Source organism: bacterium (assembly GCA_021372615.1).
GTDB lineage: Bacteria > Armatimonadota > Zipacnadia > Zipacnadales > UBA11051 > JAJFUB01.
Window position 1 is genome coordinate 1 of sequence record JAJFUB010000054.1, and the last position, 12,411, is coordinate 12,411.

Below are 12,411 nucleotides of genomic sequence, written 5' to 3' on the forward strand. Positions count from 1 at the left end.
GCGAGGCCGCCCGCGCTACGGGTGACCTGGCGCGGCACGCGAGCTGCGCGCGCCGCGGCCCCGTGCGGTGCGCTCTGGCCGCGCTCCTGCTGGCGGGGGCGGTCAGCGGGTGGTGGGGCCTGGGCCGGCAGGGCCTGATGACCTGGGATGAGGGGGTGTACTTCGACGAGGCGCGCTTTGTCATCCAGGCCGCCGGGGCCGTCCGACGCCACACCAGCGTCGCCGACGCCACCACGGGCTTCGCCCCGCGCATGGGCCGGCCCGGCAACACCGCGCTGAACGTCATCGCCATGGCCGTGCTGGGCTGTCACCCGTGGGTGCCGGCGGCCCTCGCCGCGCTGTTCGGCCTGGCCTGTATCTACTGCACCTACTGTCTTGGCCGCCGTGTGTTGGACGAGGGCACAGGGCTGTTGGCGGCGGCGCTCCTCGCGCTCTCCCCGTACTTCCTGCAGTACCGCCGCCTGGGCCTGCCCGAGGCCGCTGCCACGCTCGCGGGCCTGCTGGTGCTGCTGTGGCTGGTCGCGCTCAGGGACCGCGAGGAACGCCGCTCGTGGCTGAACTCGCTGGGGTTGGGGCTGCTGATGGGAGTGGGGCTGACCCTCAATATGCGCGTGGGGGGAGTGCTGCTGGTGGCGGGGCTGTTCCGCCTGGGGTGGCTGGCGCGAGGACGCCGCCCGGCGCAGCTCACCGGCGAGGCGGCCGCGATGCTGGTCGGGCTGGCGCTGCCCCTGCTGCTATGCGAGCTGCCCTATCGCCTGCTGCCGCTGGTTGCGCCCGGCGCGCCGCCGGTCGAGAGCTACTTCCAGCAACTGGCGCGCTTCGCCCGGACGCAGCAACACATGGGCCACCCGCCGCTGCTGCTGGCGTATCTCGCCCCGGCGGTATTCCTGGCGTACTTCGATCTGCCCGCGCTGGTGTTGGCGGTCGTCGGCATCCTCTGCGGCCGCGCCTGGCGGGAGGCGAAGCCCGCGTTGCTGCTGACCTGTGTGCTGGTGCAGGTGCTATCGCTGGGGCTGGTAGCGCCCTTCGCCCGCTACCTGTCGTGCGTCCTGCCGCTGCTGATGATCTTTACGGCGTACGGCTTCCTGCGCCTGTGCGTGGCCTTGCGGCCGCGCCTGGGGGTGGTCCCCGTGGTCGTGCTCGGCCTGCTGGTGCTGGCCCATGCGGCCTGGCGCGGGGCGCCGATCCTGGGCGCCCGGGGGCAGATGTCGGCAGCGGCGGCCTGGCTCAAGGCCCAGCCCGCGTCCGCCGTCGCCACCAGCGATGCCAGCCTGCTGCTGGCCTACTTCGGCGCCACCGACCAGCTCCCCACCGACGTGGCGCAGGCCCGTGCCATGCTGGCGCGCCTGCGCGGCCAGGGGCCATGCTACGTGCTGCTGGACCGCCAGCAGTTCATGGCCGGGCCGCTGCTCATGCCGCCGGAGCAGTACGAGCGCTCCAGCGGCGCGATGATCTCGCGGGCCGCTCGCCCCGTGTGGCACGCGCGCCAGTTCACCGGCCTGTTCCTACCCTTCGCCTTCGAGCACAACTGGGATGTGCGGGCCGCGCTGCGCACCGTGCGCGGCCGCAGCCCGGGAGAGGACACCGCGATCTACACCGCCGACGAGGCCCTGCGGGCGCTGGCGCGGTGAACCGTAGGCGGGTTCGTCCCCGCACCCGCCCACGCGCTACTCATAGCCCCAGCGTCTCCGCCACGGGCTTCATGCCCGCCAGCACGGTCGCGATGTGCTCATCCAGCGTGACGCCCATCTCGTCGGCGCCCTGCTGAATGTCCTCGCGACTGACCGCCGCCGCGAACGCCTTGTCCTTCATCTTCTTGCGGACGGACTTCACCTCGACATCGGCCAACTGCTTGCTCGGGCGCACCAGCGCCACGGCGATGATGAAGCCCGCCAACTCATCCACGGCGAGGATCGCCCGGCGCAGCGGCGTGTCGCGCGGCACGCCTGTCGGTGGGTAGTGCGCCAGGCAGGCGAGCACGATCTCCTCGGACACGCCGCGCTCACGCAGGATCTCCGCGCCCTTGAGGGGGTGGTCGCCCAGCGTGGGATAGCGCTCATAGTCGAAGTCGTGCAGCAGCCCGACCACGCCCCACAGCTCCTCATCCTCCCCCAGCTTCCGCGCATAGGCCCGCATCGCCGCTTCGACGGCATACGCGTGCTTGCGCAGGCTCTCGCTCTGTGTGAACTCGTGGAGCAGCTCCAGGGCTTCCGAACGGGTCATGGGCTCATTCCTCCGACAGTGGCATCACACGCACGCCTTCGCTCGCCGGTAGCGGCGTTCCTCCCCGCGCGCAGAGGACATCGCCCCTGCCGCAGGGAACTGGCTGCCATCATCTTGGAGGGGAAGGGCCATGCCTGAGGCACAACTGCGTGCGGCAATTGTCGGCTGTGGGCGCATGGGCAGCACCATCGACGACGAGTTGCCGCGCTGGGCTCCTAGCACCAAGCCCTACGCCCACGCCGCACGCTATGCCGCCGTCGCCGACACCGTGGTCGTCGCCGCCTGCGACGCCGAGGCCGCGAAGCTGCGGACCTTCGGCGAGCGTTGGGGCGTCCAGGCGCTCTACTCCGATGTCGAGGAGATGATGCGCCAGGAGCGTCCCGACCTCGTCAGCGTCTGCACCCATACAGCCATCCGCCACGAGGTCGCCCTGCAGGTCATCGCCCACAGCCCGAAGGCCATCTTCCTGGAGAAGCCCATGGCCGAGACGCTCCGGCAGTGTGATGACATCATTGCCGGCTGCCGGGAGCGCGGCATCGCCGGGGCGGTCAACTGCTCGCGGCGCTGGGAGCCGGGCTGGACGCGCGCGAAGGAACTGGTCGGGGAGGGCGTGATCCAGAACCTGCTGTGCGTCATGGCCTTCTGCGGCGGCGGGCTGTCACACATGGGCAGCCACCTGCTGGACCTTGTGCGCTATCTCGTGGACGACGCGCCCGCCGAGTGGGTCAGCGGCCACGTGCCCGGCCTGGAGCCCGGGGACGAGCGCGACCTGGGCGGCCTGGGCCTGATCCAGTTCGCCGGCCCGATCCATGCCTACATCAACATGCTCGACGCGCGGGCAGTGGGTGTGGAGGTGGCCCTGCTGGGCGCCGAGGGTCGCCTCCAGATCGGGGACAACGGGAACCAACGCAAGCTGTGGGTCAACAATGAGGCGGGCCTCGGCCGCCGCTATCTGGGCGAAGTGCCCTTCCCCGATCCCTACGACATGCCGGACATGGGCACGATGTCGGTGCTGGACCTGGTACGGTGCGTGCGGGAGGGCGGCCAGCCGCGTTGCTCCATCGAGGACGGCCGCGCGGCCCTGGAGCTGGCGCTGGCCCTGCGGCATTCCGAGCGCACCGGCGCCCGCGTCCCGCTGCCGTATGACGGTCTCGACGAGGCGATCAAGTCGGCGTGACCGCCGCCAGCGAGTCGCGTGGGAGCGGTCACCGACCGCGACCGGTTCAGCGCACAGCTTCGGCGTGGGAGCGGTCACCGACCGCGACCGGTTCAGCGCCAGTCGCGGTCGGTGACCGCTCCCACAGGCTGTCGTTGTGCTACTGCCTTCATCCTGTCCGTCCTGTGAATGACTCACTCCTTACCAGGAGGCCACCATGACCCCACGCGAACGCTGGCTGGCGGTGCTGAACCGCGAGAAGTTTGACCACATCCCGCTCGACTACCGCGCCACAGGTGAGTTGACCAACAAGCTCGTCGCATACATGGGCGTGCGGCATCTGGGCGAGGTCTTCGAGCGCCTGCACATTGACCCCATCATAGAGGTGGGCCCCCGTTACGTGGGGCCGCCGCTGGAGCCCGACAAGGATGTCTTTGGTGTCGGCTATGCCGACACGCAGTACGACGGCGGCGTCTATCGCGACGCCGTCTTCCATCCCCTGGCGTGCTTCAACTCGGTCGAGGAGATCGAGGCCAACTACTCGTGGCCCTCGCCGGACTGGTGGGACTACTCGGGCATCCAGGCCCAGTACGCGGGCCATGAGGACCAAGTCGTTCGTGGCGGCCACTGCGAAGAGTTCGCCATGTACAAGTGGCTGCGCGGTGTGGAGCAGGGCTACCTGGACCTCTACGACCAGCCGGACATGGTGGACTACGTGCTGGGCAAGCTCTACGACCTCAAGTACGAGCAGATGCGCCGCACCTACGAGCAGCTTCCACACGGCGCGATCATCTGGAGCTGGGTCGCCGAGGATGTCTCCAGCCAGCGGGGTCTGATGATCTCCCTCGACCACATCAAGCGCTACTTCGCCCCTCAGTACAAGCGCATGATAGACCTCGTCCACGAGGGCGGCGGCTACGTCTTCCACCACAGCGACGGCGGCTGCCGGGACGTAGTGCCGCTGATGATCGAGCTGGGCATTGATGTGCTGGACCCGGTCCAGTGGCGCTGTGAGGGCATGGACCGCGCCGGCCTCAAGCGCGACTTCGGCGACCAGATCATCTTCCATGGCGCAATGGACAACCAGCACACGTTGCCCTTCGGCACGGTGGCCGACTGCCGCCGTGAGGCGGAGGATAATGTGCGCCTGCTCGGGCCAGGGCTGCTGCACGGCCCGTGCCACAATCTGCAAGTCGTCAGCCCGCCTGAGAACGTGATCGCCTATTACGAGGCGGCGTACGAGGCGGGGTGGCAGTAAGGGACCATCATGCAATACTCCCAGGGCCAACTCGGCCGCATCTTCGCCCTCCGTCTCGAAGACGGGGAACCCATGCCGCAGACACTCGAGGACTTCCTGACCGACCAGGGCATCAGCCACGGGCTGGCCTTCATGGTCGGCGGGGCTGACACCGGCAGCCGGCTGGTGGTCGGGCCCGAGGACGGCCGCGCGCGGCCCGTCAACCCGATGGTCACGGCACTCATCGGCGCCCACGAAATCCTCGGCGTCGGTACCATCTTCCCCAATGAGACCGGGAAGCCGGTGCTGCACATGCACGGCGCCTGCGGCCGCGAGGACAGCACGATCACCGGCTGCGTCCGCGCCGGCATCAAGACCTGGCAGATTCTGGAGATCGTGGTGCTGGAGATCACGGGTCTGTCGGCGGCGCGCCTGCCCGACGCCGCCACCGGCTTCCACCTGCTGCAGTGCAACGTGCCGAGCGCGTAGGGACCGCTCACGCGGCCCCAGCTTCGCCCAGGACGACCGGACAGCCACCCATGCCCAAGCAACCACTTCGACTTGCCGAGCTGGTGCCCGTGGAGCAACTCAACCAGTTGCGCCGCCTGTTCGAGCACATCAGCGGCGTTCCGCTGGTCTTCACGGACGCCGAGGGGCAACTGCTCACCGACATGGAGCAGCCACTGTGCTACTGCGGCGCTGTCGTGTCCGACAAGGGCACCGGCACGCTGTGTCTGCGCCGCCGCCAGTGGGATGTGCCCGAGGCCGAGATCGAGTCCGCCATCCGCGCCGAGCGGCAGACGGGCCACGCCGTGCCCCATCGCTGCCGGGGTGGCTTCCAGGACGCAGCGGCGCCCATTGAGGTGGAGGGCCAGACGATCGGCTACGCGGTCTTTGCGCGGACGCTGACCCAGCCGCCGGACATGGAGCACTTCCGCAGGCTCGCGGTGGAGGGCGGCATGGCGGCGGAGGTGGGTGAGCAGGTTGCGCGAGCGGCCATCGTCATGGCGCCGGAGCGCCTCCGGGCTATCGGGGAGTTCCTGCGCATCATCACCGGCTTGTTGGCCAGCGCTGCCCTCGAGGAGTTGCGGGCCGAGCGTGTGCTGGAGCTGGAGAAGCTGCGGGACGATCTGATCCACATGGTCGTTCACGACCTGCGTACTCCGCTGACCAGCATCATCGGCAGTCTCCAGACGGTGATGGACGCTGACTACGACGTCGAGTTGGCGCGCGAGTTCCTGCCCATGGCTGTCTCGTCGGCCCACACGCTGGTGGACATGGTCAGCACGCTGCTGGACATCCACCGCATGGAAGAGGATCACATGCCCCTGGACCTGGGGCCGACGAACCTGCACGATGTCGTGGCCTTGGCCGTGGCGCAGGTGGAGGGGGCGGCGCGGGAGCGCAAGCACACGCTGAAGACGAGCCTGTGCGACCGCTGCCTGACGCTCGTGGCCGATGGCGAGAAGCTGCGGCGGGTGCTCATCAACCTGCTGGGCAATGCCATCAAGTTCACGCCCGATGGCGGCGCCATCGCCATCGGCAGCCGCTGCGAGCCCGAGGGCCTGACCTTCTGGGTCTCCGACACCGGCCCGGGCATCCCGCCCGACCAGCGCGAGCACATCTTCGAGAAGTACGGCCAGGTGCGCGGGCGACAGCCGGTGCGGCACTCCACGGGGTTGGGGCTCACGTTCTGCAAGCTCGTGGTCGAGGCGCACGGGGGGCGGATATGGGTGGAGAGTGAACTGGGCCACGGCAGCACGTTCCGTGTCTACCTTCCCTATGACCATCCTGCGGCGGAGGAACCAGGCTAGTGGCTGAAGCCCTCGCATCATCCCCCCAGAGCGACGTGGCGCCGTCGGCGGCGCCGCTGCACCTGCCGCGTGCCTTCATCTGGGGCAGCCTCATGGCCCTGGCCATCGCCTTCGGCGTGCCGTACGGGACGCTGATCCTCCGCGGCTCATACATGGACCTGGACTTCTCCACCCCCGGGGCCATCTTCGTGCTGTTCGCGGTGTCGGCGCTGCTGAACCCCGCGGTGCGCGCGCTGTCCCGGCGCCTGGCGCTCACCCGCCACGAGATGCTGATCGCCTACACGATGGCGCTGCTGGCCTGCTCCATCCCGACCATGGGGATGACCTGCCAGGTGCTGCCGATCATCACCGGCTTCCGCTACTACGCTTCCCCCGAGAACCACTGGGAAGACACCATCCTCCCCCACCTCCCCCAGTGGCTGTACCCGCAGAGCGAGAGCGCCATCAAGTACTTCTACGAGACGCTGCCGCCGGGCCAACTGCTTCCGTGGCTGGTGTGGGTCAAGCCGCTGGTCCTGTGGCTGCTGTTCCTGTTCGCCTTCCAGATGGTCTCGATCTGCCTGATGGTGATCTACCGCCGGCAGTGGGTGGAGAACGAGCGCCTGGTGTACCCGCTGGCGCAGTTGCCGCTGGAGATGGCCCAGGGGGGCGGCGCCCAGCGCCAGGCCTTCTACCGCAGCCCCGCCCTGTGGGTCGGCTTCGCCATTCCCTTCATCATGGGCGCCTTCATCGGGCTGCACAACTACATCCCCGCCATCCCGGCGCCGACGCTGGCCAAGAGCCTCTCGGTCTTCCGCAAGACCCAGACGCTCTCATTCCGGCTGAGCTTCCCGATGATCGGGTTCTTCTACCTCGTCGAGCAGCAGACCACGTTCTCGCTCTGGTTCTTCAACCGCCTCTTCTTCGTCGTGCATGGCCTGATGAACATCATGCACATCGGGCTATCGGAGAACCTGGGCATCTACGGAGCGCGCTCGCCGATCTTCGCCCACCTGGGCGTGGGGGCGTTCGTCTCCATGATCGCCATGGGGGTCAAGGTCGGCAAGCTGCACTTCGCCGCAGTGGTCCGCAAGGCGCTGCGCGGCGACTCGGAGGTGGACGATACTGATGAGGTGATGTCGTATCGCCAGGCGGTGGTGGGGCTGCTCATCGGCCTGGGCATCATGCTGGTCTGGCTCACGGCCTCGGGCCTGCCGCTGCTGCTGGCGATCCCCTTCCTGCTGATCGCCCTGTTGCTGTTCGTAGGCCTGACGCGCGTGGTGGCCGAGAGTGGCATGGCCGAGGCGGTCGCCCCCAGCATCGCCCCCGGCGTGATGGTGTCGGCGCTGGGCTCGCGCCTCTTCGGCCCCTCCGGCCTGGCCGCGATGGGCATGAGCTACGTATGGCTCAGTGACATGCGCATCTTCGTCATGGCCACCGCGGCGCACGGGCTGAAGCTGGGGCAGGAGCTGCCGACCGGGCAGCGGCGCCCACTGCTATGGGCCATGGTCGGCGGCATTCTCATCGCTGTCGCGGTCAGCATCCCCCTCACGCTGCATTGGGCCTACCAGCAGGGCGGGCCGAACCTCAATAGCTGGTTCTGGGACGGTTCGCCGATGGCGGCGGCGCGCTGGAGTGTGGACAAGATCACCAAACCGGTCGAGCCCAACCTGCCCGGTTGGATCATCACCGGCGTGGGCGCGGCTCTCATGCTCTGGCTGTCGGTCATGCGCCAGCAGTTCATGTGGTGGCCCTTCCACCCCATCGGCTTCGCGCTCGGCGGCGTGTGGATGATGGATGAGCTGTGGGCCACGATCCTGGGGACCTGGCTCATCAAGTCGGCCATCATGCGGTACGGCGGGGTGAAGGTCTTCCAGAAGGCGCGGCCGTTCTTCCTGGGCCTCATCCTGGGGCAGTTCGCCACGAACGGCTTCTGGCTGGTACTCGATGCCCTCACCGGCCACACGGGGAACCAGATCTTCTGGATCTAGCGCCGGGAGCGGGACGCGTGGGAGCGGTCACCGACCGCGACCGGGGATCGCGTCTGGCAACCGCTCGTCGCACTCATGCGCGATGGTGGCTCGCGCACCACTACGTCAGCCGCCACATCCGCAGCGCCTCCACCTGCACCCCGCCATCCTGCGCGAACGCCGACACCGTCTCCCCCCGCAGCTCCGGCAGCCGCGCCACCAGGCACCGCCGGCCGTTGACGCAGACGTCAACGATGTCCTCCTGGCAGACAACGTCGAGCGTCACCGGCTGGTCCAGCCCCTCGACGCCCAGCAGCGCGTGCCGCGACCCCTCCAGTGACGGCCCGGCGTTCGTGCGGCAGAGGTCCACGCGCCGCCACTGCGGCGACAGGCGGACCTGGTAACCGTTGGTGAAGCCCTCCTCGCCGCGCACGGCGACACCGTACGCGGCTGTGCCCGGTGACGGGGCGAGGCGGACGGAGAGCCGCAAGTCCGGTCCCACCTCCGACAGAGCGGCGACCGCAAGGCCTGCGTCACTCCGCACCCCGACGCCGCCCTCGGTGAAGGCAACCTCGCCATCGGGCAGCATCTCCGGCACGAACCCACTCCACAGCGTCCCGTCGGCCTCCTGGATGATCTCGCGGAACACCACGTTGCCGGCATACAGACGCGCGCCGTCGTCGCGGTCGTTCTCCAGCGACGGCAGGAACGCCGCGCCGATGCGCCGCCGCTCCCCGTACGCCGCCGTCTTCATCACGGCGGCCATCGGTCCGTCGAAGGTGTCCACGGGCGGCGTCTGCCACGGCCCGAGCGGCGACCGCGACATGCGGTAGCGCGCCACGCCCCAGTTGCTGAAGATCAGGTAGTACCAGCCGTTCCACGCGAAGAAGTCGGGGCACTCCGGCACACCCGCGTAGCCGGGGATGAGGAAGGGCTCCTGCAGTTCCCACTGCTGCAGGTCCGGTGACACCAGGTGCGCCAGGCACCCGCCGCGTTCACGAAGGGCGTGGTCGGTCAGCGAGGCGCTGGCGAGCAGGTGGAACAGCCCGGTGCCCGGGTCCTGGAACACGACGGGGTCGCGGTAATCCTCGGGCGAGTAGCCCTCCTGGGGCGAGGCGAACGGGTTGGCCGGGCTCTTGTGGTAGGTGACTCCGTCGCTGCTGGTCGCCACGCAGAGCCGCTGGTCATAGTCCGGGTAGCGGGTAGCGTAGAAGGCGTGGTACGTGCCGTCATGCCAGAAGACGGAGCCGGTGCAGATCGAGCCTTCCCAGTCGTGCTCGACGGGCAGGGCCAGCGGGTGGTGCTCCCAGTGGATCAGGTCGGTGGTCGAGGCATGGGCCCACTGGTGGCACCCCAGGCCGCCACGGGCGCGGTGGTGCTCCTCATCCAGCAGGTAGTACAGGTGGAAGACGCCGTCATGCCAGAAGGGCATGCAGTCGCCGACGAACTGGTTGCCGCCCGGCCGCCAGTACTGGTGCATGAGAAGGGGCCTCGCTCAGCCTATTGAGGTTGGAGTCCGCTTGCGCGCGTGAGGACACGCGCGCCCACGCGACCATCCCGCCGCCGCGTGCTCCCGCTTCACCGTTCCCGCCGTTCACTCCTCATACAACCAATCCACCGGGAACCGCGTGATCTGCGTCGTGTTCAGGCCGCCGGTGGCACGCTGCCCGGCGCAGTACGACAGCAGGACGGCGTCCTCCACGAAGTGGACGCCCGTGTAGCAATACCAGCCGCCGGGGTCGTCTTCGAGGACCTTCGGCTTGATCCACGTCTGCCCCTCATCCTGTGAGATCCGCGTGACCAGCGGGGTGCGGTTGCCGCGGCGGTCCTCGGGTATGCCGGTGTGGTCGTTGTAGACCACCAGCAGGTCGCCGGTCTGGGGCAGGCGCTTGCAGCTTGCGGGGCTGAGCGGGGATAGCAACTCGGTGGGCTCGGCGGTGGACCAGCTCTCGCCGCTGTCATCGGACCACGAGCGGTACAGGTAGCCGGTGGCGTTGCGGATGAGCATCATCAGCCGGCCCGTGACCAGCTCCACCACGAGGGGCTCCTGGAAGCTGATCGGGCTAGCCGGGTCGGGCTGGGGGACGTAGGCGCTGTGCCGCCAGGTTGCGCCGGCGTCGTCGGACAGGAAGCAGACACAGTCGCCGATGCCTATGCCACTACCGCCGAAGAACTTATGGTCGGCCGCCGGGACCACGAGACGCCCGGACGCCAGCTGCACCATCCGGTCGTTGTTGACGACATAGTACGAGGTGTCGCCGCTGCAGCAGATCGGCTCGCTCCAGCTTCCCCCCTCGTCCGTCGAGAACCGCAGCAGGAACTTGAGTTCCTGGCCGCGCTCTTCGTCCGGCTGGCGCAGTAGGTACCCCAGGGCGATCCGCCGGTCCTGCAGCCGCAGGAAGGACACCGACATCGTGTTCATGGCGGTGTTCTCGACCAGCACCCGGTCCTGGGGGCTCCAGGTGAAGCCGCCGTCGGCCGACTCGCGCGCGGCGACCCGGGAGGGGCTGTCGTCGCGGGCCCCGCCGGTGAAGTGGGAATAGGCGAACAGCAGGCGGCCGTCCTGCAGCGTCACGAAGGAGCCTTCGGAGTTGCGCGGGTTCTCCGGTCCGGGCGGCAAAAGGACGATCTTGGTGACATCGGCGTCAGGCATGGCGGGCCTCCAGGGCGTATTGGCCGGAGCATTTCGGCGCTTGCTGCCGCACTCCTTTGTGGGGTCGGAGGGCCGACATGCGGGGGCTGGGAAGGGCTGCTGGAGCCCGGTGTGGAAAAGCGTGTTGAAAGAGCTGACCGTGTGACCATGCTTGGGGGTCTCCCGGCGCCGCACCGACCATAGACGCCCAAGTTCAGGCCGCCAGACTTGTACTACCAGGGGCTGGGCACGCTGCAGTTTTCTCCACAGCCCACCATCGGGAATCCACACTCCAAACGGCGCGTGGCACACGAAAGGACGAGACCATGAGCAATTGGGTATCCCATCCGGACGACGTGGACAAGCTGGTCGGGCAGTGGGAGAGAGACTACCCGGACGTGCTCGCGGTGGAGCACACCGTGCAGTATGCCGGCCGCCCGGTCTGGACCCTCACCGTGACCGACCGCAGCCTCCCCGCCGAGGGCAAGCGCAAGGCGGCCTTCTACAAGCCGCACGCCCATGAGCCCGCCCCCATCGCGGCCCAGATGAACATCCTGAGCCAGTTGCTCACCGGCCATACCCTCGCCGGCGAGCCGACCGCCCTGGAACGCGACCGCTTCCTGGCCGAGACGCTGCTGTGCTTCATGCCCGATGCCAACCCCACCGGCACCGCCGCCGCGCCCGTGGCGGCCTGGGATGGGAGTCTGTATACCAATGAGGAGTTCTGGGCCTGGATGCGCGGGGTGGACCCCGACAATGGCCTGATGTGGAAGCGCGTGGACCTGTGGGACGACACGAAGGAAGAGAAGCTGCCACTGCGCTACGGCATCGTCTACGAGCAGATCTCCGCGCACGAGTATGTCGAGCCCAACCGCCACCCGCGCTCCTCGCTCTTCCAGGGCCTGCAGCGCCTGCGCCAGCGCTATGAGTGGGACCGCTGGCTGGACCTGCACCAGACAGAGTTCGTCGGCAGCGACCGCAACTGCATGGTCATCCTGCCGGCGGGGATGGACGAGCAGCCCGCGGCGCGCCAGGACATCGAGCGCAGCCATGCGGCGGCGATCCTGCAGGCCTGGCAGGAGATGCCGGGCGCGCGCCCGATCATGAAGGCCGAGCCCCTCAACTACACCGGCGAGCAACTCCAGTACTTCCTGAACGTCTGGGGAGAGATCCGCCAGGGCTGCAACTTCCTCACCACCGAGATCCAGAACAACAGCCTCCTCACCCCGCCCCCGCTGCAGCAGCAGCTCAACGAGGTCGCGATCGTGGCCACCATTCGGCACATGCTGGACACGCCGTAGGAGCGCGGGCTTTCCAGCCCGCGCCTTGCGGTGCTGCACCACGAACGGCAACGTCCGCGGGCTGGAAAGCCCGCGCTCCAACGGCTGCGGCTCTGGAGA

Annotated in this window: 9 protein-coding genes and 2 pseudogenes; 7 read left to right on the top strand and 4 right to left on the bottom strand. The window is 68.6% G+C overall.

Going from position 1 to position 12,411, the window contains the following annotated elements; translation table 11 throughout:
• Positions 1–290: 290 nt before the first annotated feature.
• A pseudogene (locus LLH23_08230) lies at positions 291–722 on the top strand (glycosyltransferase family 39 protein).
• Positions 723–1,098: 376 nt separating this feature from the next.
• Here LLH23_08230 and LLH23_08235 read toward each other — a convergent pair.
• A pseudogene (locus LLH23_08235) lies at positions 1,099–1,233 on the bottom strand (response regulator).
• Positions 1,234–1,671: 438 nt separating this feature from the next.
• A complete protein-coding gene (locus LLH23_08240; GenBank protein ID MCE5238467.1) occupies positions 1,672–2,223 on the bottom strand; it encodes an HDIG domain-containing protein in 552 nt (183 codons plus the stop codon).
• A 130-nt stretch (positions 2,224–2,353) separates the two neighbouring features.
• On the opposite strand from LLH23_08240, the gene LLH23_08245 reads away from it, so the two are divergent.
• The 5 genes from LLH23_08245 to LLH23_08265 all read left to right on the top strand — a co-directional run bounded on the left by LLH23_08245 (position 2,354) and on the right by LLH23_08265 (position 8,400).
• Positions 2,354–3,400, top strand: coding sequence for a Gfo/Idh/MocA family oxidoreductase (locus LLH23_08245; protein MCE5238468.1), 1,047 nt, complete (start codon positions 2,354–2,356; stop codon positions 3,398–3,400).
• Positions 3,401–3,596: 196 nt separating this feature from the next.
• Positions 3,597–4,637 (top strand): uroporphyrinogen-III decarboxylase-like protein, encoded by a 1,041-nt coding sequence (locus LLH23_08250; GenBank protein MCE5238469.1) that lies wholly within the window; start codon positions 3,597–3,599, stop codon positions 4,635–4,637.
• A 9-nt stretch (positions 4,638–4,646) separates the two neighbouring features.
• Complete coding sequence (locus LLH23_08255) at positions 4,647–5,105, top strand: DNA-binding protein (GenBank protein MCE5238470.1); 459 nt, start codon at positions 4,647–4,649, stop codon at positions 5,103–5,105.
• Positions 5,106–5,155: 50 nt separating this feature from the next.
• Entirely contained in the window at positions 5,156–6,430 is a 1,275-nt protein-coding gene (locus LLH23_08260) for a PocR ligand-binding domain-containing protein (GenBank protein ID MCE5238471.1), read from the top strand.
• Positions 6,430–8,400, top strand: a complete 1,971-nt coding sequence (locus LLH23_08265; protein ID MCE5238472.1) for a hypothetical protein — start codon at positions 6,430–6,432, stop codon at positions 8,398–8,400. The genes LLH23_08260 and LLH23_08265 overlap by 1 nt, the downstream gene beginning before the upstream one ends.
• 100 nt (positions 8,401–8,500) lie before the next feature.
• On the opposite strand, the gene LLH23_08270 is transcribed toward LLH23_08265, so the two are convergent.
• Both LLH23_08270 and LLH23_08275 read right to left on the bottom strand, forming a co-directional pair.
• Positions 8,501–9,859 (bottom strand): family 43 glycosylhydrolase, encoded by a 1,359-nt coding sequence (locus tag LLH23_08270; protein MCE5238473.1) that lies wholly within the window; start codon positions 9,857–9,859, stop codon positions 8,501–8,503.
• A gap of 114 nt (positions 9,860–9,973) precedes the next feature.
• Positions 9,974–11,032 (bottom strand): glycoside hydrolase, encoded by a 1,059-nt coding sequence (locus LLH23_08275; GenBank protein MCE5238474.1) that lies wholly within the window; start codon positions 11,030–11,032, stop codon positions 9,974–9,976.
• A 305-nt stretch (positions 11,033–11,337) separates the two neighbouring features.
• On the opposite strand from LLH23_08275, the gene LLH23_08280 reads away from it, so the two are divergent.
• The gene (locus LLH23_08280; protein MCE5238475.1) at positions 11,338–12,312 is read left to right on the top strand and encodes a hypothetical protein; all 975 of its coding nucleotides are present in this window, start codon (positions 11,338–11,340) and stop codon (positions 12,310–12,312) included.
• The last annotated feature ends 99 nt before the right edge of the window (positions 12,313–12,411 follow it).